This is a genomic window from Leisingera sp. ABM4_101, from assembly GCF_056158725.1.
In genome coordinates this window covers 980123-1005363 of the sequence record NZ_JBSWTV010000002.1, presented here as the reverse complement: position 1 = coordinate 1005363, position 25241 = coordinate 980123, and the positions used below count along the sequence as shown (strand labels likewise).

General features: G+C 62.0%; 22 protein-coding genes, 1 tRNA gene and 1 pseudogene. 21 read left to right on the top strand and 3 right to left on the bottom strand.

What is annotated here, in order from left to right; all coding sequences use genetic code 11:
* Positions 1 to 68 precede the first annotated feature (68 nt).
* Entirely contained in the window at positions 69 to 719 is a 651-nt protein-coding gene (locus ACXAEK_RS05880; RefSeq protein WP_475040426.1) for a GNAT family N-acetyltransferase, read from the bottom strand.
* Positions 720 to 949: 230 nt separating this feature from the next.
* On the opposite strand from ACXAEK_RS05880, the gene ACXAEK_RS05875 reads away from it, so the two are divergent.
* A tRNA-Arg gene (locus tag ACXAEK_RS05875) sits at positions 950 to 1026 on the top strand.
* Between the two features lie 185 nt (positions 1027 to 1211).
* Here the strand turns inward: ACXAEK_RS05875 and ACXAEK_RS05870 are convergent.
* Positions 1212 to 1736, bottom strand: a pseudogene (locus ACXAEK_RS05870) (DDE-type integrase/transposase/recombinase); the annotation flags it as partial.
* 446 nt (positions 1737 to 2182) lie between these two features.
* Positions 2183 to 3097, bottom strand: coding sequence for a LysR family transcriptional regulator (locus tag ACXAEK_RS05865; protein ID WP_475040424.1), 915 nt, complete (start codon positions 3095 to 3097; stop codon positions 2183 to 2185).
* Between the two features lie 116 nt (positions 3098 to 3213).
* Between ACXAEK_RS05865 and ACXAEK_RS05860 the strand changes: the two genes are divergently transcribed.
* The 20 genes from ACXAEK_RS05860 to ACXAEK_RS05765 all read left to right on the top strand — a co-directional run bounded on the left by ACXAEK_RS05860 (position 3214) and on the right by ACXAEK_RS05765 (position 24874).
* Positions 3214 to 4119, top strand: a complete 906-nt coding sequence (locus tag ACXAEK_RS05860; protein ID WP_475040422.1) for a dimethylarginine dimethylaminohydrolase family protein — start codon at positions 3214 to 3216, stop codon at positions 4117 to 4119.
* Complete coding sequence (locus ACXAEK_RS05855) at positions 4116 to 5357, top strand: Zn-dependent hydrolase (protein WP_475040420.1); 1242 nt, start codon at positions 4116 to 4118, stop codon at positions 5355 to 5357. The genes ACXAEK_RS05860 and ACXAEK_RS05855 overlap by 4 nt, the downstream gene beginning before the upstream one ends.
* A gap of 128 nt (positions 5358 to 5485) precedes the next feature.
* On the top strand, positions 5486 to 6376 hold the full coding sequence (locus ACXAEK_RS05850) for an ABC transporter substrate-binding protein (protein WP_475045201.1): 891 nt from the start codon (positions 5486 to 5488) through the stop codon (positions 6374 to 6376).
* A gap of 77 nt (positions 6377 to 6453) precedes the next feature.
* Positions 6454 to 7503 carry a quaternary amine ABC transporter ATP-binding protein gene (locus ACXAEK_RS05845; protein WP_475040419.1) on the top strand — a complete coding sequence of 350 codons (1050 nt, stop codon included), beginning with the start codon at positions 6454 to 6456 and terminating at the stop codon, positions 7501 to 7503.
* Complete coding sequence (locus tag ACXAEK_RS05840; protein WP_475040417.1) at positions 7500 to 9059, top strand: ABC transporter permease; 1560 nt, start codon at positions 7500 to 7502, stop codon at positions 9057 to 9059. Before ACXAEK_RS05845 ends, ACXAEK_RS05840 begins: the two co-directional genes overlap by 4 nt.
* 87 nt (positions 9060 to 9146) lie before the next feature.
* A complete protein-coding gene (locus tag ACXAEK_RS05835; protein WP_475040416.1) occupies positions 9147 to 10136 on the top strand; it encodes an arginase family protein in 990 nt (329 codons plus the stop codon).
* Positions 10133 to 11113, top strand: coding sequence for an agmatinase (speB, locus tag ACXAEK_RS05830; protein WP_475040414.1), 981 nt, complete (start codon positions 10133 to 10135; stop codon positions 11111 to 11113). The genes ACXAEK_RS05835 and speB overlap by 4 nt, the downstream gene beginning before the upstream one ends.
* 386 nt (positions 11114 to 11499) lie before the next feature.
* Positions 11500 to 12894 (top strand): MocR-like ectoine utilization transcription factor EhuR, encoded by a 1395-nt coding sequence (ehuR, locus tag ACXAEK_RS05825; protein WP_475040412.1) that lies wholly within the window; start codon positions 11500 to 11502, stop codon positions 12892 to 12894.
* Positions 12895 to 12991: 97 nt separating this feature from the next.
* Positions 12992 to 14011 (top strand): TRAP transporter substrate-binding protein, encoded by a 1020-nt coding sequence (locus tag ACXAEK_RS05820; protein WP_475040411.1) that lies wholly within the window; start codon positions 12992 to 12994, stop codon positions 14009 to 14011.
* A gap of 69 nt (positions 14012 to 14080) precedes the next feature.
* On the top strand, positions 14081 to 14644 hold the full coding sequence (locus ACXAEK_RS05815) for a TRAP transporter small permease (protein WP_475040409.1): 564 nt from the start codon (positions 14081 to 14083) through the stop codon (positions 14642 to 14644).
* Positions 14645 to 14654: 10 nt separating this feature from the next.
* A complete protein-coding gene (locus ACXAEK_RS05810; RefSeq protein ID WP_475040407.1) occupies positions 14655 to 15941 on the top strand; it encodes a TRAP transporter large permease in 1287 nt (428 codons plus the stop codon).
* 10 nt (positions 15942 to 15951) lie between these two features.
* Positions 15952 to 16389, top strand: coding sequence for a universal stress protein (locus ACXAEK_RS05805; protein WP_475040405.1), 438 nt, complete (start codon positions 15952 to 15954; stop codon positions 16387 to 16389).
* An 8-nt stretch (positions 16390 to 16397) separates the two neighbouring features.
* Positions 16398 to 17162 (top strand): ectoine utilization protein EutA, encoded by a 765-nt coding sequence (gene eutA / locus ACXAEK_RS05800; protein WP_475040403.1) that lies wholly within the window; start codon positions 16398 to 16400, stop codon positions 17160 to 17162.
* Positions 17163 to 17180: 18 nt separating this feature from the next.
* Positions 17181 to 18188, top strand: coding sequence for a hydroxyectoine utilization dehydratase EutB (gene eutB / locus ACXAEK_RS05795; RefSeq protein WP_475040402.1), 1008 nt, complete (start codon positions 17181 to 17183; stop codon positions 18186 to 18188).
* Positions 18181 to 19173, top strand: a complete 993-nt coding sequence (gene eutC / locus ACXAEK_RS05790) for an ectoine utilization protein EutC (protein ID WP_475040400.1) — start codon at positions 18181 to 18183, stop codon at positions 19171 to 19173. Before eutB ends, eutC begins: the two co-directional genes overlap by 8 nt.
* 19 nt (positions 19174 to 19192) lie before the next feature.
* Positions 19193 to 20380, top strand: a complete 1188-nt coding sequence (gene doeA, locus ACXAEK_RS05785) for an ectoine hydrolase DoeA (RefSeq protein ID WP_475040398.1) — start codon at positions 19193 to 19195, stop codon at positions 20378 to 20380.
* A 3-nt stretch (positions 20381 to 20383) separates the two neighbouring features.
* Entirely contained in the window at positions 20384 to 21376 is a 993-nt protein-coding gene (gene doeB, locus ACXAEK_RS05780) for a N(2)-acetyl-L-2,4-diaminobutanoate deacetylase DoeB (protein WP_475040396.1), read from the top strand.
* A 13-nt stretch (positions 21377 to 21389) separates the two neighbouring features.
* Positions 21390 to 21869, top strand: coding sequence for an Lrp/AsnC family transcriptional regulator (locus tag ACXAEK_RS05775; RefSeq protein ID WP_475040394.1), 480 nt, complete (start codon positions 21390 to 21392; stop codon positions 21867 to 21869).
* Between the two features lie 125 nt (positions 21870 to 21994).
* Complete coding sequence (locus ACXAEK_RS05770; RefSeq protein ID WP_475040393.1) at positions 21995 to 23470, top strand: NAD-dependent succinate-semialdehyde dehydrogenase; 1476 nt, start codon at positions 21995 to 21997, stop codon at positions 23468 to 23470.
* A 30-nt stretch (positions 23471 to 23500) separates the two neighbouring features.
* Positions 23501 to 24874 carry an aminotransferase gene (locus ACXAEK_RS05765; protein ID WP_475040391.1) on the top strand — a complete coding sequence of 458 codons (1374 nt, stop codon included), beginning with the start codon at positions 23501 to 23503 and terminating at the stop codon, positions 24872 to 24874.
* The last annotated feature ends 367 nt before the right edge of the window (positions 24875 to 25241 follow it).

Genomic DNA, 25241 nt, shown 5'->3' with positions numbered 1-25241 from the left:
TGTCCTCCTCCTGTGAGTGCCGGCAAGGCCTGCCGCAGACGCCGGCCATGCCTGTCTTCATTTGCCAGTCAGTCCGCTGGCGGGTCTTGCGGGCCTGGCGGCCAGGCCCATCCTGCAGTTCCGGCACCGCGGAACCCAATGCGCAAGCCGGCATCAAGCGCTTGTGCCAGCGCACCGCGGCAGGCCTCCCATTCCGTCCGCAACAGCCCCACAGTTATCATGTCGAAATACCGGCCTTCCGCATACCACGCAGCCCGCATTCTGCCTTCGGCTGCAAAGCCCGCGCGTGCGGTCAGCTCTCCGCTGCGGGTGTTGTCGGCACGGTAGTAAGATGTAACGCGATTTAGCCCGATCTGCCGGAATGCAAAGTCCAGAGTCAGCGCCAGCGACCGGATGCCAATACCCTGCCGGCGCCTGGACTGCTCAATGAACAGCGCAACAACCGCATCCCGGTTCACCGGCGAAATACTCTCAAGGCCGGTGATCCCGCACAGCTCCCCCGTGCCGGAGGTGATCGCGAACCAGCACTTGCCGGTGTCTTCTGCGGCGCCCAGCGCCGGCGCCCATGCCTGTTGTATCGAAGCCAGGCTGAGCGGCGCCCGTGCGGTCCGGTCAAAACAGGCAAGATCGGCAACATTCTGAAACCAGCCGGCCAGCGCAGGAAGGTCGTCTTCTTCCAGCGGTCTCAGCTGGACATCCTCTGCGGGCCGTTCCGGCATCTGCCGTCCCTTTCTGCTTTGCTGTTTGCACTGCCGCGCGGGCGGGGTAACGCATCCCCGCTGCTTTATAGCACATTCCAGCACGGTAAGGGCGAACCAATGACGGTCCAATTCACCCTGCCCTGCCTGCGGCATCTGCCAAGACCGGCGGTTCTGCCTGCAAGAAATGCCGATGGGCCTCCTTTTTGGGCTTGCGACTCTGCAAGGCTAAGATTAAACCCCGCCGCAGTGGACCGATAGCTCAGCTGGATAGAGTACTTGACTACGAATCAAGGGGTCGGGGGTTCGAATCCTCCTCGGTCCGCCACTTTCCCTTTTGTTGGACGACGCATAGTTCTGCCATTTGGCACCCATAGTCGTTCCATTCCCCGTCCTTTCGGTTCTATACGCTCGCGGCTGAATTGCAGGTCAGACGCCGAAGGCGCCTGTTCCAGCTGATCTGCCACGTGGCGAACGAGGGAGAGGTCGAGGCATTACTAATCGACAGGGTTGCTGATCTTCCAGCCGCTCGCCCAGTTCAGCAGAGATGCAACTCGACCCGTTACCGCTCAGCAGCCGTGGCTTGTGCCGTACGGCTGCCTGATCGCAGCCCGAGGCCCGCAGCGCCAGGTCCAGAGTGCCGGTCACGTCGCCCGCTTTCATCGTCGTACAGAGTTTCCAGGCGATGATGTAACGGCTGTAATCGTCGCGGAACGTAGACAGGTAAAACCAGCCCCAGCCAATGACCTTAAGGTAGAGAATATCGGTCTGCCAGAGCTGGTTCGGCTGTGTGGTCTTGTCCTGGCACTCGTCAGCTGCCGACACCACCGCAAAGGCGGGCTGGTGATCAGGTCGTAGGATTTCAGGGTGCGATACACGGAAGCCTCTGACATCGAGCCATTGGAACGCAATTGGTCCGAGAGACAATGGGCGAGGGTACTTTTCCGCATCTGTGAAGCGCATGGCCAACTCGCGCGGCGACGGCTCGCTTTCCTGCTGGGCGAGCCCCTTGATCTTCTCTCGAACCGGCTCGTGAACAGCAGCAACCTTCTGTTTCCCCGGGCCGTCAACAATCACGTTGCCGGACATGTCAAAAACTTGCCGGGCTTATTCAGGCTTTTGCCAATCAAGCCGCCTTCCTTGATATCAGCTTTGATCCAGGCCAGCTATCGCCGGTCCAGCCGCTGGTTTTGCCAGGCGCAACCGTGCCTTCGCGCAGTCCGGTGCCATAAACGGTGCCGCCGGGCTTGAACGCACGCCCAAAAACTGCCTTTGCAATTGTTGAGAAAATGCATTTGAATCTCTCATTGGCGGCCAGCTCCGCAGCATTCTTCTGCTGCCTGCAGTCCAAATTTGCCAAAGACGTTCATCTGTTTCGGTGCCATTCCGCACAGATTGAGCTGCAACGCGGATCCCGGCACTGTATAGCCAGGCGGCAGCAGGCCTTAGGGCAAGCAGACTGAGGCCCCTCAACTTCTTTACTCTTACCTAGGCGGCCCACAACTTTGTTTCACAAGCTGGATGAAGGTCTTGACCACCAGGTTCGGCTCCACACCGCGTTTGCGCACCAGTTTGATTTCGGACTTCAGATCAAACATGCCGTCACCCACTGACCGGACCCGGCCTTCCCGCACCCAGATATTGGCAAAGCTTTCCGGCAGATAGCCTATGTAGCGGCCGGTCAGCACCAGCATGGCAATACCTTCGATCTGATGCGCGCTGGCATTTGAAGGCAGCCCGCGGGAGACCGGCGCCACCAGATCCTCGTTCAGATAGGCGCGCTTGCAGAAATTCGCCTGCGGCAGCAGTTCCTCGACCCTTGCCGGCGTGTCCGCGGTAAACAGGGGATGGCCGCGGCTGCAGTAAAGGCCGATCCGTTCATACCCCAATGTCTCGTATATCAGGCCCGGCTTGTGCTTGTGGAACACGCCCACGCCCAACGCAATCTGGCCGTCCTGCACCGCCATCTCGATGTCGTCGGGCGCCAGCGAGTGCATCTCGATCGCCACCTCCGGCGCAATCCGGGTGAACTCGGCCAGGGCGCTCATGATCGGCGCATCATTGTTGAACACCCAGTTGTCGATCGCCGCCACCGAAAGCCGCCCCACCAGCTTGCCGCGGGTGCCGTCCACCGTCTCGCCGAACTGATCCAGCGCCGCAAACAGCTTGTGCGAGGCGGCATAGACGATCTCACCCTTGTCGGTCAGCCGGAACCCCTTGCGGCCGCGCTGGCACAGGCGCATGCCCAGCCGGGTTTCCAGATCGGCAATCTGCCGCGAGATGGTCGAGGCCGAGACATTCAGCGTGATCTGCGCTGCCGAAAATCCGCGCGCCTCCACCACCGCGCAGAAGACGTAGAGCAGGTGCAGGTCGGCTTTGGAGAGGGCTGGCGGCAGCATGGCCTCACCATACTTGCAAGTTTGTAAAAGTTAAGTCCCTTAGTTTGTAATTTAATAAAAGCTAATCCCGGCCAATCCTATCGCCCAAGCATGTATTGACGAGGAGATAGAGCAGCATGGATGCGAGCACTGCAACGGCCAAGCGCTGGGGGATCAACAACGACTACGCCAAGCTGACAGATGTTCTGCTGGGCAGGCCGGAGTATTTCAAATGGGTCGAAGCCGGCCCGCTGATCGGGCGCACCCTAGCCAACGCGCACAAGACCGGCGTGCAGTTCGACCTGCAGCTGGCGATGAAGCAGCACTCGGAAATGGTCTCGATCTACGAGGAGGCCGGCGTCACCTGCCACTATCTGGACAGCGACGAGGTGCTGCACCGCAATTTCTTCGCCCGCGACAGCTCTGCCATGACCCCTTGGGGCGCGCTGATCTGCCATATGCAGCTGAAATGCCGCCGGGCGGATTACGCGACCGCGATCAAATTCTACCAGGACAACGATATTCCGATTTGGAAGTTCGCCACCGCGGGCCACTTCGAAGGCGGCGACTTCAACATCATCGAGCCGGGCCGGGTGCTGATCGGCTATTGCGGCGAGCGGTCCGAGAAAGAGGGCTCTGAACAGGTCGCCGAATTTGTCCGTGCAGAGGGCTGGGAGGCCGTGGTGGCCCCGATCAGCCGCGAGTTCGTGCATATGGACGGGCTGATCGTGCCGCTGGCCGAGAAGCTGGCAGTGGCCTGCATCGACGCGATGGAGCCCTGGCTGGTGGATATCGTCAAGGGCTGGGGAATCGAGATCGTCGATGTCTCCTATGCCGAGGCCAAGAACCTGGGCGTGAACTTGGTGGCCTTGGGCGATGGCAAGGTGCTGTCGATGGCCGGCGCCAAGGACCTGAACGCCAAGATGCGCGCGCTGGGGTTCGAGGTCTTTGACCCCGACATGTCGATGTTCACCCTGGGCGGCGGCGGCGTGCATTGCCTGAGCCAGGCGCTGTGCCGCGAAGACGCCCCCCAAAGCGCATGAGCAGCAACCATCGCATAGACGGCGCCCGGCTGTGGCAGAGCATCATGGAGATGGCCAAGATCGACGCCTTGCCGGGCGGCGGCTGCGGGCGGCTGACGCTGACGGATGGCGACCTGGAAGCCCGCGAGCTGTTTACCCGCTGGTGCGAGGATGCGGGCTGCACCGTCACCTATGACCGGCTGGGCAACATGTTTGCCCGCCGCGCGGGACGTGATCCGGACGCCCTGCCCATCGCCATTGGCAGCCACCTGGACACCCAGCCGCACGGCGGCAAGTTCGATGGCGTCTATGGCGTTCTTGCGGGCCTAGAGGTGGTGCGGACGTTGAACGATCTGGGGCTGGAGACCGATGCCCCGATCGAGATCGTCAACTGGACCAATGAAGAAGGCGCGCGCTTTGCCCCTGCCATGCTGTGCTCCGGCGTTTATGCGGGGCTGTTTGATCTGGAGTTTGCCCTCAGCCGCGAAGACGCCGAAGGGCTGCGGTTCGGCGATGAGCTGGAACGGATCGGCTATGCCGGCTCAGAACCCTGCGGCGCGCATCAGTTCGGCGCCTTTCTGGAAGCCCATATCGAGCAGGGCCCGGTGCTGGAAGCCAATGAGGAGGTGATCGGCGTGGTCACCGGCGGCCAGGGCCAGCGCTGGTATGATGTCACCGTCAAGGGCCGCGACGCCCATTCCGGCTCCACCCCGATGCCCGGGCGCAGCGACGCGCTGGTCTCCGCGGCGCGCCTCATACAAGAGGTGCAGCGGATCGCCCTGGCCTATGGCCCCGATGGCGTCGGCACCGTGGGCGAGCTGCACGTCAGCCCGAATTCCCGCAACACCATCCCCGGCGAGGTGCGGTTCACCATCGACTTCCGCCACCCTGACGACGCGGTGCTGAGCGGCATGGACAACGCCATCCGCCGCGCCGCCGCCGAAGAGCAGGAAGCCGGGGTCGCTCTTGACATGATCTGGCACAACCCGCCGGTGAACTTCGATGCCGTTTGCGTCGGCGCTATCGAGGACGCGGCCAAGGACAGCGGACACCCCTGGCGCCGGATGGTGTCGGGCGCGGGCCACGACGCCTGTCAGGTCGCCCGCAAGGCACCCACCGCAATGGTCTTTGTGCCCTGCCGCGGCGGCCTCAGCCACAACGAGGCTGAATGGGCCGAACCTGACCACCTTGAGGCCGGCTGCAACGTGCTGTTTCAGGCCGCCCTCACGCTTTCAAAACAAATGGCCCCGGCAACGTGATCACGCGCCGGGCGCTCAAACAAAAACAAAGTGATCATCCAACAAGGGAGACTAACATGAACAAGACCAAAACACTGGCCAAACCTCTGGCCGCCGCCGCACTGGCCGCCACCCTCGGCAGCACCGCCATGGCGCAGGATGTGGTGATCGGGGTGCCAAACTGGGCCTCAGTCCGCGGAACCGCGCATATCCTAAAGGTGGCGCTGGAGGACAATCTGGGCCTCTCGGTAGAGCTGCAGAACGGCACCAATCCGATCATCTTCGAGGCGATGGATTCCGGCGCCATGCATGTGCACCCGGAGGTCTGGCTGCCAAACCAGCAGAACCTTCACGACACTTTTGTCACCGGCAAGGGCACGGTTGACTATAACCCGAACGCGGTGCTGTCCGACCAGCAGATCTGCGTCACCAAGGACACCCAGGAGCGCACCGGCATCTCGGCCCTCAGCGATCTGACCGACCCTGAGATGGCAGCGAACTTCGACACCGATGGCGACGGCCGCGGCGAGATGTGGATCGGCGGGGCCGGCTGGGCCTCCACCAATGTCGAGAAGATCCGCGCCAAATCCTATGGCTACTCCGAGACCATGAACCTGATGGAAATGGACGAGACCCTGGCGCTGGCCCAGGTCGACAACGCGGTGGCGCAGGGGCAGAACATCGTTTTCTACTGCTACACGCCGCACCACATGTTCTCTCTCTACGACCTGGTGCCGCTGACAGAGCCTGCCTATGACGCCGCCGAATGGGATGTGAAACAGCCGACCGACGATCCGAACTGGCTGGAAAACTCCAAGGCGGGCACTGCCTGGGACGCGGCCAAGCTGCATGTGTTCTATTCAGCGGGCCTCGCTGACAGCCAGCCCGAAGCGGCGGCGATGCTGGGCAAGGTCAAGCTCACCACCGAGCAGGTAAACGCCGTGGTCTATGCACTGTCCGTTGATGGTCAGGACCCGGCAGAATTCGCCCGCAACTGGGTCGATGAAAACGCCGATCTGGTGGACTCCTGGTTCCAGTAAACTGCCGGAACCTAAGGGCCACAGGCGGGCGGCACTGCTGCCCGCCAAACGAACCGGGACATCCGGAGACTGAGCATATGACTGACAATGTGATCACGCTGGACGGCGTGTGGAAAATATTCGGGCCGAATGCCGATGCCGCGATGGCGGCAATCCGCGAACGCGGCCTGGGCAAGGCCGAGGTGCTGGAGGAATTCAACTGCGTGGTCGGCATCGCCGACGTGTCCTTCGAGGTGAAACGCGGCGAGATCTTCTGCGTGATGGGGCTGTCGGGCTCCGGCAAATCCACCATGGTGCGCCACTTGAACCGGCTGATCGAGCCGACCGCAGGCAATATCTCGGTGATGGGCCGGGACATGCTGACCCTGTCGGACGCGGCCTTGCGCGAGATGCGGGCGATGAACATCGGCATGGTGTTCCAGCACATGGCGCTGCTGCCGCACCGCACCGTGCGCGACAACGTGGGCTTCCCGCTGCAGGTGCGCGGCGAGCCGAAATCCACCCGCTGGGAAGTCTCGCAGCGCTGCCTGGACAAGGTGAACCTGACGGGGTTTGAGGACCGTTTCCCCCGCGAGCTGTCCGGCGGCATGCAGCAGCGGGTCGGCCTGGCGCGCGCCCTGGCCTCCGACCCGGATGTTCTGCTGATGGACGAACCCTTCTCGGCCCTCGACCCGCTGATCCGCCGTCAATTGCAGGACCAGTTCATGAAACTGTCGGCAGAGCTGAACAAGACCACCGTCTTCATCACCCACGACCTGGACGAGGCGATCCGTATCGGCAACCGCATCGCCATCATGAAGGACGGCCGCATCGTGCAGATCGGCACGCCGGAGGAGATCGTCACCCAGCCCGCCGACGACTACGTGCGCGATTTTGTCGAGGGCATCTCCAAGCTGAAACTGGTCTTTGCCCATTCGATCATGGTGCCGATCAGAGAGTACCGGCCCACCCGGCCTGTCAATTTCGACGAAAGCCCGCGCGCCCATCACGGCACAGACCTGGACCAGCTGATCGACATAGCCACCTCGACCGAGAACGTGATTGTCATCACCGGCGACGATGGCGCCGACATTGGCGTGGTCGACCGTGCAACGCTCTTAAAGGGCATCCAGGGGGGCAAGGCATGAAGGATACAGCTATCGAAACGCCTAGCCTCAGCGTCGAAGGATTTGCCGTAGAAAACGGCTCCTACTACGCCCGCGAATTTGCCCGCATCCAGGGCAAAACTGGCTTTGCCTGGTCCTGGAACACCATGGCGGCCGTCTGCGGCCCCCTGTGGGGCGCTGCCCGCGGCGCCTGGGGCTTCTTCTGGATGTTCCTGGTGCTGGAGCTGTTTGCCTTGGTGCAGATCGGCCGCGGCCTTTGGGGCGAACTTGGCGCCGACCAGCTGGCCCGCTATGAGCGCCTGCTGGGCAACATTGCCAAGCGCGAAGCCCAGGCGGCGGATCTGACCGCCGCGGGCGACGCTGCCGGCGCTGCCGCCAAGCTGAAGATCGCCGACAACCTGCGCGCTGCCGCCGACAAGGCGCTGGAGGCCGCCAATGCCGCCAGCAGCACTGCACTGGCCATTCTGCTCACCGGCCTTGCCCTGATGGCGGTGATCAAGCTGGCCGAGGGCTTCTATGCCAACACCACCTATGAGGCCCAGTACCTGCGCTGGCGCTCCGGCCAAAAGGCGCAATCGGGGATGAGCCGCAATGGTCTGATCTTTGGTGCCATCGGCATGCTGGCGATCTGGCCGCTGACCCTGGTGCGCTTCACTGTCGCCAAACCGGATGAGGCCATGGCCAATGTCACCGGCGGGCTGCTGGGCGAGCGTCTGCCGATCACCGAATTCCCGGTCGGCAAGGAATACTTCGCCGCGCTGTCCAAGAAAGGCGATGCTGGTTTCGACTGGCTGGCCAACAACTTCGGCGACGTGTTCGACGGCGTCACAGCCGGCATCCGCTGGGTGCTGGACGGGCTGGAAGTGCTGCTGATCCAGACCCCCTGGCCGGTGGTGATGTTTGTGACCGTGGTCATGGCACTGCGCCTGGCCGGGCCTCGGGTGGCGATCTTTACCGCCGCCTCGCTCGCCTACCTTGCCTTCATGGGCCTGTGGGAGTTGGCAATGATCACCGTGGCGCTGATCGGCGCGGGGGCCTTCCTCTGCGTGGCAATCGGCATTCCGCTCGGCATCTGGTTCGGCAAATCCAAACGCGCCTATGCCATTGCGGAACCGGTGCTGGACTTCATGCAGACCATGCCGGCCTTCGTCTACCTGATCCCGATCATCGCCTTCTTCGGCACCGGCAAGCCGCCGGGGGTTCTGGCCACCCTGGTCTTTGCGATGCCGCCGGTGATCCGCCTGACCGCCCTGGGCATGCGCGGCGTGCCGGAGGCCACCAAGGAAGCCGCCATTGCCTTTGGCTGCTCACGCCGCCAGCTGTTGTTCAACGTCGAGCTGCCCTTGGCGCTGCCTTCGATCATGACTGGCATCAACCAGACCATCCTGATGTCGCTGTCGATGGTGGTGATCGCCTCGCTGATCGGCGCCGAAGGGCTGGGCGCTCTGATCCTGGAAGCGCTGCAGTATGCGGCCAAAGGCCAGGGCCTCCTGGGCGGTCTCGCCATCCTGTTCTGCGCCATGGTCATCGACCGGATCGCACAAGGCGCCTACCGCAAGAAAACCGGCGAAAGCTAGACCCTCCCCCGGGGCTGTCCCGGACTGCCCCGGTGCTGCGACTTTGGCATCGGGGTCTTTTTCTTCTCTAACCCGGAAAGGCTGCACATGGCTGACGAACATCTGAAATCCATGATGGAGAACCTCTATTGGTGGGGCATCCCCACTATGTTCCGCTGCCCCAACGAAGGTCCCGAAAACCAGGACATCGCCCTGGTCGGCGTGCCGCATTCCACCGGCAACGGCACCACCGAGCGCGACCAGCACCTGGGCCCCCGTGCGCTGCGCAACGTCTCGGCCGTGGGGCGCCGGGTGCATGGCAGTTTCGAACTGAACCCCTGGGAGGCCGCCAGAATTGCCGATGTCGGCGACGTGCCCTTCCCACGCGCCAACGACAACGAGGACTGTATCGAGCAGATCACCCGCTTCTACCAGGAGATCGACGCGGCAGGCGCCCGGCCGGTTTCCATCGGCGGCGACCACTCGATCACCGGCGGCATCGTGCAGGCCATCGGCTGCGGCAAGATCACCAAGGGCGAGCCGGTCTGCTTCCTGCATTTCGATGCCCACACAGATGTTTTCACCAAGGTCGACCACTTCCTGGGCGCCAAGAAATCCGCCGCCCATTGGGGCGCCTATCTGGTGGATCAGGGCAAGGTCGACCCGCATCATTCCATGCAGATCGGCATCCGCGGCCACGCCCGCACCCTGGACTGGCTGGAGCCGTCTTATGACTATGGCTACAACGTCGTCACCATGAAGGAGTTCCGCAAGCGCGGGGTCGAGGACGTGGTGGCCCAGATCAAGGAAGTCATGGCAGGCCGCCCGGTTTATATCACCTTTGACCTCGACAGCCTGGACCCGACAATTGCGCCGGCGGTCTCCAACCTGGAGCCGGGTGAAAAGGGCTTTGACATCGACGAGGCAGTTGCCCTGCTGCACGCCGTGCGTGGCATGAACATCGCCGGCGGCGATATCGTCTGTATGATGCCGACCAAGGACAGCCCGAACCAGATCACCGCCCTGACCGCCTCTGCTATCATGTTCGAGATGATCGCGATGATCGCGGAAAACGTAAAGAACGGAGCAACCGCATGACCCCAAATGGTGATGACTTCTTTCAACCGGTTTCTGCCATGGACCTGCCCCGCTTTGCCGGGGTGCCCACCTTCATGCGGCTGCCGTCGCTGACGCCGGACCATCCCCGCTATGGCGAGGTGCAGATGGGGCTGGTCGGGGTGCCCTGGGACGGCGGCACCACCAACCGCCCCGGCGCCCGCCATGGGCCGCGGCAGCTGCGCGACTATTCCACCATGATCCGGGCGATGAACCCGGTGACCGGCGTGAACCCCTTTACCACCGTCAACTGCGCCGACCTGGGCGACGTGCCACCCAATCCGGTCGACATCCAGGATAGCCTGGAACGGATCACCGCCTACTACAGCGGCTTCAAGGCGGCAGGCATCACCCCGATGACGGCGGGCGGCGACCATCTGATCACCTTGCCGGTCCTGCGGGCGCTGGCTTCGGACGGGCCGCTGGGGCTGGTCCAGTTCGACAGCCACACCGATCTCTTCGACAGCTACTTCGGCGGCTACAAATACACCCACGGCACCCCGTTCCGCCGCGCGGTGGAGGAAGGGCTGGTCGACCCTAAACGCTTTGTCCAGGTCGGCATCCGCGGTACTGCCTATAACACCGAGGACATCGAATGGGGCCTCGAGCAGGGCATCCGCATCATCCGGGTGGAAGAGCTGTTCGACCGCGGCATCAAGGACGTGATGGAAGAGGTGCGCGGCATCCTCGGCAGCCAGCCGGCCTATTGCACTTATGACATCGACTTTGTCGACCCCACCTATGCGCCCGGCACCGGCACGCCCGAGATCGGCGGGCCCAACAGCTTCCAGGCCCAGCAGGTGATCCGCGAACTGGCCGGCGTCAATCTGATTGGCGCGGATCTGGTCGAGGTGGCACCGCCATTTGACGAGAGCGGCGGCACAGCCTGGCTGGGCATCTCGCTGATGTTCGAACTGATGTGCGTTCTATCCCAGGCGATGGCGTGGCGAAAGGGTTGAGCCGCAACAGGCTTTGCAGCCAAAAGATGGATCCCGCATTGAGCGACCGGTCAAGAGACATTGAACTCAAACGCCCACACTTTGAATGCGGTTTTTAAGAAGGCCAAACTTGCGGGGCAGCTCCCCTTGAGCCGGTGCTGCCTCAGCCAAAGACGGCCTTGCGCGGTTTCTAGTCTTTTACCTCTCGAGCAGCGTTCAGCGGTTCGAAAGCAGCGGCTGTTTCCGGCCAACGATCCGGCCCTGTTTCCAGGCTGTGCGTTTCGGGGTAACGGCGGGAAGGTGGTCAATTGTCATATTGCGCCCGAAATCCAGTTTCCGTCTTGAAAAATTTCCGCAAGGCGGCAAATGCATTGCGAAGGAGCGTCACTCAATTGTAAATGTATTGCATGACAAATTGGCTGCCTGACCCCTCCGCCCTTAGCTCCCCTTTGCATACCAGCCTTGCCATTGCCATTGCGAAGGCGATCTCGGAGGGGAAACTGCCAAAAGGCACCCGGCTGCCGACTCACCGAAAGCTGGCCGAGGAACTTGGCCTAAGTGTTCACACGGTAAGCAAGGCCTATGAAAACCTGCGGCGGCAGCGGTTGATCGACGGCCAGGTCGGGCGTGGCAGTTATGTCCTGGATCCGGACACTCCGGATGATCAGCCGTTTCAGCTCAGTTCCGAGCGCGGCCGCAATTTCGATCTGTCGATTTCACGGCCTGCCTTCTCCCAGCGCCATGCAGAGCTGTTTCAGCAGACGCTGACAGAGCTGCCTCAAGGGCTGGACCCCAGCTATTTTCTGGCCTGCCGTCCGAATGTCGGGCATGATGCCCATAGGGCTGCCGGGGAGAGGTGGCTGCAGATTTGCGGGCTGGATGCACCGGCAGAGCGGATCATCATGACCAATGGCGTCAGCCATGGCATGTCTGCTGCGCTGTCCGCGCTTACCCGGCCAGGCGACACAGTTGTGTCGAGCCGGATCACGCATCACCTCCTGGTTTCCGGCTGCTCCTACCTTGGGCTCAATCTCGCCGGAGTTGACTGCGACGAAGATGGAATCCTGCCGGACGCCTTGGACAGGCACTGTTCTGAGAGCAATGCTAAGGTATTGTTCCTGCTTCCATCTTTAGCCAACACAACAGCAGAGATGATGCCAGAAGAGCGCCGTCTGGCATTGCTGAAGATTGCCCGCAAACATGACCTGCACATTATCGAAAACGATGCTTTCGGCCCCGTTGCCGAGGACCGGCCCATTCCGGTTGCGGCCTTGGCGCCTGAACGCACGATCTATCTGACGACCTTTACCAAATGCACCGTTTCCGGCTTGCGGGCGGGCTACATGGCGGCGCCTGAACACCTGCTGCCGGCACTAACGGGGCGGATTGTCGTATTCGGCTGGATGGCAACGCCGCTGATGTGTGAGATCGCCACCCGCTGGGTACAGGACGGTACCGCGCTGGAGCTGGCCCGCTGGCAGCGGCGCGCCTTGGCGGAGAGGTATGAAATCGCGTCGCAAGCGCTGCAAGGCCGCCAATGGCGGGGACATCCGTCAGGGCTGCACCTCTGGTTGCCCCTGGACTCCGGCTGGACCACTTCCAGCTTTGTGTCTTATGCCCGCGAACTCAAAGTTGCTGTCGCTCCGGATGCACCGTTTCTGACACCCAAGACTCCGCCTCAGAACGCGGTACGGATTTCCCTGGGCAGCGTCCAGGACATAGGCCGCTTCAAACAGGCCATGGAACTGCTTGGCGGCATGCTGAACCGCCCGCCTGAGGGAGTGGCGCCGCTGGCCTACTAGCATTGTCATGCGACAATAAAAAAATTGACATGCAGTACAATTCCTAACAAGTCTGTCGCAGCGGTGCGCAGGCACCCATGAGACTTGGGAGGAAATCATGGCTCAATCCATCACATTCACCTTTGGGGCCATTGCGGCCGCGGGGATTGCACTGACTGCCGGCACAGCTGCTCAGGCAGACACCTGGCGTTATGCCTTTGAGGAGGCGATGACCGACGTTCAGGGCGTCTATGCTCAGAAATTCAAAGAGGAAATCGAGGCGAACTCGGATCACGAGATCCAGCTGTTTCCCTATGGCACCCTGGGTGAATCCGCCGATATCATGGAACAGACCCAGGACGGCATCCTGCAGTTCGTGGACCAGTCGCCGGGCTTCACCGGATCGCTGATTCCCGAGGCGCAGGTGTTCTTTGTGCCCTACCTGCTGCCCACCGATCAGGAGCATCTGGCGCGCTTCTACAAGGAGAGCAAAGCCATCAACGGCATGTTCAAGCCGCTGTATGCCGCACAGGGGCTGGAGCTTTTGAACATGTTCCCCGAGGGCGAAGTGGCGATGACCACCAAAACCCCGGTCACCACCTGCACCGACCTGAACGAAGTGAAGTTCCGCGTCATGACCAATCCGCTGCTGGTGGAAAGCTACAAGGCCTTTGGCGCCACCCCGACGCCGCTGCCCTGGGGCGAGGTGTACGGCGGGCTGCAGACCAATGTGATCCAGGGGCAGGAAAACCCGACGTTCTTCCTCTATTCGACCAAGATTTACGAGGTGACCGACTATATCACCTATGCAGGCCACAACAATTTCACCACCGCAGTGATGGCCAACAAGGACTTCTATGACGGCCTCAGCGCCGAAGATCAGCAAGTTGTCCAGAACGCGGCGCAGGCCGCTTATGACCACACGGTGGTCTATCAGCAGCAGGCGGCGGAAACCGAGCTTGCCAAGATCATGGAAGCCAAGCCGGAGATGAAAGTCACCGTGCTGACCGATGAACAGCGCAGCTGTTTCAAGGATGCGGCGGCTGAAGTCGAGGCCAAATTCATCGAGATGACCGGCGGCAGCGGCGCCGCGATCCTGGAGCAGATGAAGGCAGACCTGGCGGCAACCGCAAACTGACGCCAGCACTGCAAACGCCGCTGTGCAGGTGCTGCCTGCTCAGCGGCCCGCGGATCTTCGGAGGAAGCTATGCTCACACATCAGTCAGCGCTGCCCGGCTTTCTGGGCGTGATCGACAGTGCCGTAAGCCGTACAGAGTCATTCCTGCTGGCAGCTGGTGTGCTGTTGATGGCCGCCAATACCGTAGCCAATGTGGTGGGCCGCTTTGTGCTGGGACACTCGATCTTTTTCTCCGAAGAGCTGAACCGGATCCTGATCATCCTGATTACCTTTGCCGGCATCAGCTATGCGGCGCGCAACGCCCGTCATATCCGTATGTCCGCCATCTATGACCTGCTGCCGCCGCATCTGCGCAAGGTGATGGTCGTGGTGATCTCGCTGGTCACCGCGGGCTTTATGTTCCTGCTGTGTTTCTATGCGGTGAAATACATCGGTGCGCAGGCCTCGCGCGGGCGGGTGCTGCCCGCGTTGCAGATACCGGTGTGGACTATCCTGGTCTGGGTGCCTGCGGGATTTTTCATGACCGGCATTCAATACCTGCTGACTGCGGTGCGCAATCTGACCTCTCCCGGCATCTACCTCTCGACCCACGTGCAGGAAGGGTACGAGGACGCCGAAGAAATCGAAATCTGAGGACCTGCCCATGGCTGCTGCCATCTTCCTGACCATGATTGTCCTGCTGCTGCTGGGCTTTCCGATGATGATCCCGCTGATTGCCGGCGCCTTCATCGGCTTTCTGATGCTGTTCGGCGACCTGGCCCGGACCGAAACCATGGTGCAGCAGATGATGGCCGGCATCCGGCCCGCGTCGCTGATTGCGGTGCCGATGTTCATCTTTGCCGCCGACATCATGACCCGCGGCCAGTCGGCCGGGCGGCTGATCAATGTGGTGATGGCCTATATCGGCCATATCCGCGGCGGGCTTGCGATCTCCACCGCTGCGGCCTGCACCATGTTCGGCGCGGTCTCGGGATCGACCCAGGCGACGGTGGTGGCCATCGGCTCCCCCTTGCGGCCGCGGATGCTGCAGGCAGGCTACAAGGACAGCTTTGTGCTGGCGCTGATCGTGAATGCCAGCGACATCGCCTTTCTGATCCCGCCCTCGATCGGCATGATCATCTATGGTGTGGTGTCCAGCACATCAATTGCAGAGCTTTTCATTGCTGGGATCGGGCCCGGCCTGCTGATCCTGGTGCTGTTTTCCCTCTATGCCTACATCTATGCAGTGCGCAACAACGTGCCGACAGAGCCGAAAGCCACCTGGGCCGAGCGTTTGCAGACGATGCGGCAGGCGCTGTGGCCAATGGGGTTTCCGGTGATCATCATCGGCGGCATCTATGGCGGCGTGTTCAGCCCGACAGAGGCCGCCGCAGCCTGCGTGCTTTATGCCCTGATCCTAGAGGTCGGCGTGTTCCGGTCGATGACTCTGGCCAATGTCTATGACACGGCTAAATCCACCGGGCTTGTAACGGCCATCGTGTTCATCCTGGTGGGGGCAGGCGCTGCGTTCTCCTGGGTGATCTCCTTTGCGCAGGTGCCGCAGCAGATCCTGGGGGCCATCGGCATTGCCGAGATGGGGGCCATCGGCGTGCTGTTCGTGATCTCCATCGCCTTCTTCATCGGCTGCATGTTTGTCGACCCCATCGTGGTGATCCTGGTGCTGGTGCCGGTTTTTGCTCCGGTTGTGAAATCAGTTGGCCTTGATCCGGTGCTGGTCGGCACCATCATCACGCTGCAGGTCGCCATCGGATCCGCCACGCCCCCATTTGGCTGCGATATCTTCACGGCCATCGCGGTCTTCAAACGCCCCTATGCCGAGGTCGTGCGCGGCACGCCGCCGTTCATCCTGATACTGCTGGGCGTGTCGGTGGCGCTGATCTTCTTCCCGCAGATTGCGCTGTTCCTGCGCGACCTGGCCTTTGCCAAGTAAGGATGCCCGGATGTTCACATCAATTCTGGTGCCGTATGACGGTTCGCAGGGAGCTGAGGCCGCCTTGGTCAAAGCGACAGAGCTGGCGCGGCTGTGCGATGCCGGTCTGACACTGCTTTCGGTCTACCGCCACCATTCACTGCTGGAGGCCTCCATGCATATGGTGGGTCCCGATCAACCGGATGATCTGGACGACATCATGCGCCGCCATGCCACCGAAGTGGCCGAGCGGGGCAAGGCACTGGCGGCGGCCAGCGGCATTGCCGCCCCCCGTGCCTTTGTCAAAGCCGGCCCGGTTGCCCGCACCATCACCAGCTTTTCCAAGGAACATGGCAATGATCTGATCGTGATCGGCAGCCGGGGTCTTGGATCGCTGGAAGGCGTGCTGTTGGGCAGCGTCTCGCACAAGGTGACCAGCCTGTCAGAAACCCCGGTTCTCATAGTTTAGGAACGAACATGGCTCTAGATATCCACTCCACACCGTCGCGCATTCCCGCCCGGCTGGACGCCCGCCCGGTCAAAAAGCGGATCGCCTTGGTGGCACTGGCCACCGATCATACGTCTGAGCGCGACTTCGCCCGCATCTGTGATCCGGATCAGGTTGGCGTCTATGTGAACCGCATCGACTTCGAAAATCCGACCACCAAGGAAACGCTTCTGAAGACCGGGCCGCGCCTGACGGCGGCCGCAGCACAGATCCTGCCGGATGAAGAGGTGGATGTGGTCGCCTATGGCTGTACCGCAGCCTCGATCGTGCTGGGCAATGATACCGTGACCCGGCATTTGAACGCCGCCAAGCCGAATACGCCCTGCGTCACGCCGAGTTCTGCTGCCTTTGACGCCTTTGCAGCCCTGGGCGCAAAACGGGTGTCATTGCTGACTCCTTACAGCCCGGACGTAACCGATGAAATGGCGCAGTACTTTGCGGCGCATGGCCCCGAAGTTGTCAGCGCAACCTGCTTTGGGCTGACCGACGACCGGCAAATGGCGCGGATCTCCGAGGACAGCATCGTTGAGGGCGCGATTGCGGCCTGCGACCCGCAGGCAGACGCGCTGTTTCTCTCTTGCACCGCCCTGCGTGCAGCCACCTGCGTGCAGCGGATCGAGAACCGCCTCGGCAGGCCCGTGGTCTCCTCGAACCAAGCGATGATCTGGCGCTGCCTGCGTCTGGCAGGAATTACCGATCCTGTGCAGGGTTACGGCAGGCTTTTTGAACTATAATCAGGCTGAACAGGTCCAATGACAAAGAATATCACTCTTCAGGACAGCGTCCGGGCCCGGGCCCGGATTGCTGGCCGCATCCGTCAAACGGCGTTGCTTCCTTCGCCTTCCCTCAGCAGGCTGAGCGGCGGGCAGGTGTCGCTGAAGCTGGAAAGCACTCAGATCACCGGCAGTTTCAAGCTTCGCGGCGCCACCAATGCGGTGCTGTCCCTGACAGAGGAACAACGCGCGGCAGGCGTGGTGGGCGTCTCCACCGGCAACCACGGGCGCGGGCTGGCCTATGCGGCGGCGCAGGCCGGGGTACGCTGCATCATCTGCATGTCGGAATTGGTGCCGCAGAACAAGGTCGAGGGCATCAAGTCCCATGGCGCCGAAGTGCGCATCCTGGGCCGCTCGCAGGATGATGCGCAGGTGGAGGTCGACCGGCTTGTAGGTGAAGGCATGACCATGCTGCCGCCCTTTGACCACCCCGACATCATTGCGGGCCAGGGCACCGTTGCGCTGGAGATGCTGGAGCAGGCGCCGGATCTGGAGACCGTTCTGGTGCCCTTGTCCGGCGGCGGGCTGATTTCCGGCGTGGGCATGGTGCTGAAAGCGGCAAACCCGGATATCCGGGTCATTGGCATCAGCATGGAGCGCGGCGCGGCGATGTATGAATGCCTGAAGGCGGGCAAGCCCATACTGGTCGAGGAAAAGGCAACACTGGCCGACTCTCTGGGTGGCGGGATCGGGTTGGACAATGCCCATACCTTTGAGATGACCAAAGCGTTTGTTGATGACGTGGTGCTGGTCACTGAGGCTGAAATCGCCGCCGCAATCCGCCATGCCTATTTCGAAGAACGCCAGGTGATCGAGGGCTCCGGCAGTGTCGGCATTGCAGCGCTGCTGGCGGGTAAGATCGAAAACCCGGGACGTTGCGTGTCGCTGGTCAGCGGTCAGAACATCGCCATGGACCTGCACAAACGCATCATCGACGGTGAAGACGTAGATGTGGAAGCCGAGACAAAGGGAGGCGCAGATGCCTGACATCAGAATCCTGACCGAGGCGGAGCTGCGCGATCTGGTGCCGCTGGACCTGGACGCGGTGGATTGTGTCGAACAGGGCTTTACAACGCTGGCCGGGGGCAAGGTGGTGATGCCGCCGATCATGACCCTGCCGGTGCCGGATCATAACGGCGAGGTTTGCGTGAAGACCGCCTATGTGCCGGGCATTGACAGCTTTGCGATGAAGATGAGCCCCGGTTTTTTCGACAACCCCAAGATCGGCCTGCCCAGCACCACCGGGCTGATGGTCGTGTTTTCCAGCAGGACCGGCCTTCTTCAGTCGTTGCTCCTGGACAATGGCTATCTGACGGATGTGCGCACCGCTGCGGCCGGCGCTGTTGCCGCACGCCACCTTGCGCGCGCGGATGCGGCGCATGTCTGTATCATCGGCGCAGGTGTGCAGTCGAAGATGCAGCTGAAAGCAATGACTCTGGTACGCGATATCAAAAGCGCCGTGATCTGGGCGCGGGACGGGGCCAAGGCCGAAGCCGCGGCCGCCAGCCTGCGCCAAGAACTGGGGATCGAAATCACCGTCAGCGCGGATATCGCCCAGGCGGTTGCATCGGCGGATATCGTGGTCACCACAACGCCCGCCGCTGACCCTGTCCTTCAAGCTGACTGGCTGCAGCCGGGCCAGCTGGTTGTCGCCATGGGCTCGGACCAGGAGCACAAATGCGAGCTGGAGCCTACCTGTCTGGCCAGGGCGGACCTTTATGTCCCTGACAGCCAGGCCCAATGCGCCGTCAAGGGCGAGCTGCGCAGTGCCATCGAAGCCGGGCTGATTGCCCCGGAACAGAGATTTTCGGAACTTGGCAGCATCACCGCCGGCCAGGCCGCCGGACGCCGCTCGGACAGCGACCTGATCATTGCCGATCTGACCGGCACCGGCGTTCAGGACACCGCAATCGCAACTCTTGCTGGCCACCGCGCAGATGCGGCGGGGGCCGGTGCCTCTTTCACCAGCTGATCAATCAGGAACCACGCATATGGCAGACCCCAAGCTGTATTTCTCCCGCGCGGAATTTCAGGCGCGCCTCGACAAGACCCGGGCCGAAATGTCCCGCCGCGGGCTTGATCTTCTGATCGTCACGGACCCCTCGAACATGAACTGGCTGACCGGCTACGACGGCTGGTCCTTCTATGTGCATCAATGCGTTGTCCTGGGCCTGGAGGGAGAGCCGCTTTGGTACGGCCGCGGCCAGGACGCCAACGGCGCGCTGCGCACATGCTTCATGGATCCCGCCAATATCATCGGCTACCCGGACCATTACGTGCAGTCGACCGAACGCCACCCGATGGATTACCTGTCAGCGCAGCTGAAGGACCGCGACCTGGACGGCGGCAATATCGGCGTCGAGATGGATAATTACTATTTCACCGCTGCGGCCTATGCCTCCCTGCAGGGGCATCTTCCGAACGCACGCTTTGCCAATACCAATTCCCTGGTCAACTGGCAGCGCGCCGTGAAGTCCGAGGCCGAGCTGACCTACATGCGCCAGGCCGGCAGGATCGTCGAGCGCATGCACCAGCGCATCTTCGAACGTGTCGAACCAGGGATGCGCAAGTGCGATCTGGTGGCGGACATCTATGACGCTGCCTTGCGTTATGATGCGGAATTAGGCTTTGGCGGCGACTACCCGGCGATTGTGCCGCTGCTGCCGTCCGGGCCGGATGCCGCCGCGCCGCATCTGACCTGGGACGATCTGCCGATGAAATCCGGCGAGGGCACGTTCTTTGAGATCGCGGGGGTGGTGCACCGCTACCATTGCCCGCTGTCGCGCACGGTGTTCCTGGGCAAGCCGACGCAGACCTTCCTGGACGCGGAAAAGGCGGTGCTGGAGGGCATGGAGGCAGGGCTTGAGATGGCCAAGGCCGGCAACACCTGCGAAGATATCGCCAAGGCGTTTTTCAAGGTGCTGAAGAAATACGGCATCGAGAAGGACAACCGCACCGGCTATCCGATCGGCGTCAGCTACCCGCCGGACTGGGGTGAGCGCACCATGTCGCTGCGTCCGGGCGACACCACGGTTCTGGAAGAGAACATGACCTTCCACTTCATGACCGGCCTCTGGATGGAGGATTGGGGCTTTGAGATCACCGAAAGCATCCGTATCGGGGCTGACGGGCCGGAATGCCTGTCCGATGTGCCGCGCAAGATGTTTGTGAAGGACTGAGCCATGAAGCCAAACCCGATTTCCCCCACCATTCCGCTGGATCAGGATGGGGTGCACCACGGCTTTCTGAAACTGCCCTACAGCCGGGATGACTCGGCCTGGGGGTCTGTGATGATCCCGCTGACGGTGATCAAGAACGGCGAGGGGCCGACCGCGCTCTTGACCGGCGCCAACCACGGCGACGAATACGAAGGCCCGATTGCGCTGCACGAGCTGGCCGTAAACACCAAGGCAGAAGACGTGACCGGCCGGCTGATCATCGTGCCGGCCTTCAACTATCCGGCCTTCCGCGCGGGCACGCGCACCTCGCCCATTGACAAGGGCAATATGAACCGGTCGTTCCCGGGCCGCCCCGACGGCACTGTAACTGAGAAAATCGCCGATTACTTCCAGCGTACATTGCTGCCGCTGGCGGATCTGGCGGTGGACTTCCATTCCGGCGGCAAGACGCTGGACTTCGTGCCCTTTGCCGCCGCGCATATTCTGGAGGACAAGGCAACGCAGGAGGCGTGCTTTGCCGCGATGAAGGCGTTCAATGCGCCCTATTCGGTGGAGCTCTTGGAGATCGACAGCGGCGGCATGTACGACACCGCTGTTGAGGAAATGGGCAAAGTTCTGGTCACCACCGAACTCGGCGGCGGCGGCTCATCCACCGCGCGCAGCAATGCGATTGCCAAAAAGGGCCTGCGCAATGTGCTGATCCATTTTGGCATCCTCCAGGGTGAGATGCAGCTGGATGAGACCGTGAAGCTGACCATGCCGGATGATGACTGCTTTCTGTTCAGCGAGGGCGACGGGCTGTTTGAGATCATGGCGGATCTGGGCGAACCAGTTGCCAAGGGCGATCTGCTGGCCCGCGTCTGGCCGCTGGACCGCTCCGGCCAGCCGCCGGTGGAATACCGCGCCCGCCGTGCAGGCCTGGTGATCAGCCGCCATTTCCCGGGGCTGATCAAATCCGGCGACTGCGTTGCGGTTGTCGGTGTCTCTGGCGTCTGACGGGACCTGGATTATGCAACTGGACCAGCGCGATCTCGAAATTCTGCGTGTGCTCTCGACAGAGGGCCGCATCACCAAGACCGCGCTGGCCGAACAGATCGGCCTGTCCCCTACGCCTTGCTGGGACCGGTTGAAAAAGCTGGAGCAGGCCGGGCTGATCGAAGGTTACGGCGCCCGCATCAACCTGAAAAAACTGGCACCGCATGTGACGGTGTTTGTGGCGGCAGAGATTGCCGACCACACCGCTGCCAGCTTCCGTGCCTTTGAAGCGGCGATGCAGCGCTATGACGAAGTCACCGCCTGCTGGGCCCTGGGAGGCGGGTTTGACTATCTTTTGCAGATCGTCACCCGCGACATCGACGCCTATCAGCGGCTGATCGACGAGATGCTGGACGCCCGCATCGGCCTCAGCCGTTACTTCACCTATGTGGTCACCAAACCGGTCAAAGGCGCGGGCGCGCCGCCCTTGGATATTCTGCTGGGGCAGGCATGACGCCGCGGTGCTTTTCTTATGCCAGTTGCCGGGGCGCAGCTGTTTCTTCTGCCCGCCCGCCGAACTTCAGTCACATTCTCTGCTGCGAGCAGGCAGAATTCTCTGCATAATCTGAGGAGGATATCATGACGGAGACCGCCCTCTCGGCCCGCGGCGACATCGCTGACAAGGCACTAGTTCGTTCTTTTTCATACATTAATGGCAGGTGGTGCGGCGCTGGAAACGGCGAATGCTTTCCCGTAACCGATCCGGCGGATGGCTCTGAGCTGGGACATGTCGCGCGCCTCCCGGCAGAGGAATCCTCTGTTGCGGTGGATGCAGCGCAGTCCGCGTTTCCAGCCTGGGCGGGGATGCTGCCGCAGCAGCGCGCCGCCATCCTGCGCCGCTGGTATGCGCTTCAGCTGGAGCACAAGGAAGATCTGGCCCGCATCATGGTTCTGGAACAGGGCAAACCCCTGTCGGAGGCGCGCGGCGAGATCGATTACGGCGCGGCCTTTGTGGAATTCTACGCCGAGGAAGCCAAGCGCCCTAATATCGAAGGCGTGACCAGCCACCTGCCTGATGCTGAGGTGGAGCTGTGGCGCGAACCGGTGGGGGTGGCAGCGCTGATCACGCCCTGGAATTTCCCCTCGGCGATGCTGACCCGCAAGGCGGCGGCGGCACTGGCGGCAGGCTGCACCGTGGTGGCGCACCCGTCGGGCGAAACCCCCTTCAGTGCGCTGGCGCTGGCGGAGCTGGCAGAGCGCGCGGGCTTTCCGCCCGGCGTGTTCAACGTGGTGACCGGCCACGCACCCGCCGTCGTGGAACCCTGGACCCGCGACCCCCGCGTGCGGGCTCTGTCCTTCACCGGTTCGACCAGCATTGGCAAGCTTCTGTACCGGCAATCTGCGGACACCGTAAAACGGCTGGTGATGGAGCTGGGCGGCCACGCGCCGGTGATCGTCTTCAAGGGCTGCGATCTGGACAAGGCGGTGGGCGAAGCCATCAAGGCCAAGTTTGCCACCTCCGGCCAGGACTGCCTGGGCGCCAACCGGATCTTTGTCGAACGCCCGGTCTATGCCGAGTTCTGCGCCAGGTTCACCCAAGCCGCCAAGGCGCTGACCATTGGCCGGGGGATGGATGATTGCGACCTCGGCCCGCTGATGAATGAAAAGGCCGTGCAAAAGCAGGAAGAGCATGTTGCAGACGCATTGGCCAAAGGCGCCACGCTGGCCTGCGGCGGCAAACGCCATGTGCTGGGACCGCTGTTTTTTGAACCGACCGTGCTGACAGATGTGTCGGCCGATGCGCTGATCATGTCAGAGGAAACCTTTGGCCCGGTCGCCCCGATCACCCCCTTCGACACCGAGGAGGAGGTCATCGCCCGTGCCAATGACAGCGAATACGGGCTGGTGGCCTATGTCCACAGCCACGATCCGCGCCGCATCTACCGCCTCAGCCGGGCGCTGCAATACGGCATGGTGGCGGTGAACCGCACCAAGGTGACCGGCGCGCCGATCCCCTTTGGCGGTGCAAAGCAATCCGGCCTGGGGCGCGAAGGCGCCCGGCTGGGCATGGAAGAATTCACCGAGATTAAATACGTCTGCCGCGACTGGGCCTGAACCTTCCGCGGAAAGGAAAGGAAGCAAAATATGCTGAAGAACGATCAACTCGACCAGTGGGACCGCGAGAATTTTTTCCACCCTTCAACCCATCTGGCCCAGCACGCTCGCGGAGAAAGCCCGAACCGGGTGATCAAGACCGCCAGCGGTGTCTTTATCGAGGACCGGGATGGCAACAAGCTGCTGGACGCCTTTGCCGGGCTATACTGCGTGAACGTGGGCTATGGCCGTCAGGAAATCGCCGAAGCTATTGGCGATCAGGCCAAGGAACTGGCCTATTACCACTCCTATGTGGGCCACGGCACCGAGGCCTCGATCACGCTCGCCAAGATGATCCTGGACCGCGCGCCCAAGAACATGTCCAAGGTCTATTTCGGCCTTGGCGGCTCTGACGCCAATGAGACCAACGTCAAGCTGATCTGGTACTACAACAACATCCTGGGGCGGCCTCAGAAGAAAAAGATCATCTCCCGCTGGCGCGGCTATCATGGCTCCGGCCTGGTCACCGGCTCGCTGACCGGGCTGGAACTGTTCCACAAGAAATTCGATCTGCCGGTAGAACAGGTGATCCATACCGAGGCACCGTACTACTACCGCCGCGATAATCTGGAGCAGAGCGAGGAACAGTTCGTCGCCCATTGCGCGGCTGAGCTGGAGGCGCTGATCAAACGCGAAGGCGCCGATACCATCGCCGCCTTCATCGGTGAGCCGGTACTGGGCACCGGCGGCATCGTGCCGCCGCCTGCGGGCTACTGGCAGGCCATTCAGGCCGTGCTGAAGAAACACGACATTCTGCTGGTGGCGGATGAGGTGGTGACGGGCTTTGGCCGCCTTGGATCGATGTTTGGCTCTGATCACTATGGGATCGAGGCGGATATCATCACCATCGCCAAAGGCCTCACTTCTGCCTATGCACCGCTTTCGGGCTCCATCGTCTCGGACAAGGTTTGGAAGGTGCTGGAGCAGGGTACTGATGAAAATGGCCCGATTGGCCATGGCTGGACCTATTCCGCACACCCGATTGGCGCGGCGGCGGGGGTTGCGAACCTCAAGCTGATTGATGAGCTGAACCTTGTCAGCAACGCCGGGGAGATTGGCGCCTATCTGAACGCCACAATGGCAGAAGCGCTTTCCGGCCATGCACATGTTGGCGAAGTCCGCGGCGAGGGGATGCTCTGTGCGGTGGAATTTGTGAAGGACAAGGACAGCCGCACCTTTTTTGACGCCACGGACAAGATCGGCCCGCAGATCTCCGCCAAGCTCTTGGAGCAGGACAAGGTGATTGCCCGGGCCATGCCGCAGGGCGACATCCTGGGCTTTGCCCCGCCTTTCTGCCTCAGCCGCGCTGAGGCAGACCAGGTGGTTGCCGCCACCCTGCGGGCCGTCAAAGCAGTGCTAGGCTGATTGAGCCCCCTGACAGGGAAAGGGCGGGCGGACGCCGGCCCGATTCACGTTTTTCTGCAGGCTGCCGGATGTAAAAAGATGCGCCTGGCAGGAATTCACATATTTAAACCCGAAAATGCCCGCTACTCTCGCAAAGCGCTGACATCTGCCGTTGGAACAAATCTGAGGAACTTACGCTTTGTCCCGCGCTGTGCAGGTCCGGGTCCTCTTCCTCGCTGCGGACGGCACAAAGGGCCAGTATTCCCGCTGCGCGGCATCCGCGCGCCCGCGATCGCAAACCGGCACCGAGAGCTTCCGGCTCAGCCCTGTTTCCGCCTGCCCGGTCCGCAATCTGGCGATCCGCTGAAATCCGGCACGTGCTTTTCTG

Coding starts and splice junctions, on each gene's coding strand:
- speB (WP_475040414.1), top strand. CDS start 10,133: ATGACCCCAAATGGTGATGACTTCTTTCAACCGGTTTCTGCCATGGAC.
- ACXAEK_RS05775 (WP_475040394.1), top strand. CDS start 21,390: ATGCAACTGGACCAGCGCGATCTCGAAATTCTGCGTGTGCTCTCGACA.
- ACXAEK_RS05850 (WP_475045201.1), top strand. CDS start 5,486: ATGGCGCAGGATGTGGTGATCGGGGTGCCAAACTGGGCCTCAGTCCGC.
- doeA (WP_475040398.1), top strand. CDS start 19,193: ATGGCAGACCCCAAGCTGTATTTCTCCCGCGCGGAATTTCAGGCGCGC.
- eutB (WP_475040402.1), top strand. CDS start 17,181: ATGACAAAGAATATCACTCTTCAGGACAGCGTCCGGGCCCGGGCCCGG.
- ACXAEK_RS05865 (WP_475040424.1), bottom strand. CDS start 3,097: ATGCTGCCGCCAGCCCTCTCCAAAGCCGACCTGCACCTGCTCTACGTC.
- ACXAEK_RS05855 (WP_475040420.1), top strand. CDS start 4,116: ATGAGCAGCAACCATCGCATAGACGGCGCCCGGCTGTGGCAGAGCATC.
- eutA (WP_475040403.1), top strand. CDS start 16,398: ATGGCTCTAGATATCCACTCCACACCGTCGCGCATTCCCGCCCGGCTG.
- ACXAEK_RS05860 (WP_475040422.1), top strand. CDS start 3,214: ATGGATGCGAGCACTGCAACGGCCAAGCGCTGGGGGATCAACAACGAC.
- doeB (WP_475040396.1), top strand. CDS start 20,384: ATGAAGCCAAACCCGATTTCCCCCACCATTCCGCTGGATCAGGATGGG.
- ACXAEK_RS05835 (WP_475040416.1), top strand. CDS start 9,147: ATGGCTGACGAACATCTGAAATCCATGATGGAGAACCTCTATTGGTGG.
- ACXAEK_RS05810 (WP_475040407.1), top strand. CDS start 14,655: ATGGCTGCTGCCATCTTCCTGACCATGATTGTCCTGCTGCTGCTGGGC.
- ACXAEK_RS05765 (WP_475040391.1), top strand. CDS start 23,501: ATGCTGAAGAACGATCAACTCGACCAGTGGGACCGCGAGAATTTTTTC.
- ACXAEK_RS05840 (WP_475040417.1), top strand. CDS start 7,500: ATGAAGGATACAGCTATCGAAACGCCTAGCCTCAGCGTCGAAGGATTT.
- eutC (WP_475040400.1), top strand. CDS start 18,181: ATGCCTGACATCAGAATCCTGACCGAGGCGGAGCTGCGCGATCTGGTG.
- ACXAEK_RS05805 (WP_475040405.1), top strand. CDS start 15,952: ATGTTCACATCAATTCTGGTGCCGTATGACGGTTCGCAGGGAGCTGAG.
- ACXAEK_RS05845 (WP_475040419.1), top strand. CDS start 6,454: ATGACTGACAATGTGATCACGCTGGACGGCGTGTGGAAAATATTCGGG.
- ACXAEK_RS05815 (WP_475040409.1), top strand. CDS start 14,081: ATGCTCACACATCAGTCAGCGCTGCCCGGCTTTCTGGGCGTGATCGAC.
- ACXAEK_RS05770 (WP_475040393.1), top strand. CDS start 21,995: ATGACGGAGACCGCCCTCTCGGCCCGCGGCGACATCGCTGACAAGGCA.
- ehuR (WP_475040412.1), top strand. CDS start 11,500: ATGACAAATTGGCTGCCTGACCCCTCCGCCCTTAGCTCCCCTTTGCAT.
- ACXAEK_RS05880 (WP_475040426.1), bottom strand. CDS start 719: ATGCCGGAACGGCCCGCAGAGGATGTCCAGCTGAGACCGCTGGAAGAA.
- ACXAEK_RS05820 (WP_475040411.1), top strand. CDS start 12,992: ATGGCTCAATCCATCACATTCACCTTTGGGGCCATTGCGGCCGCGGGG.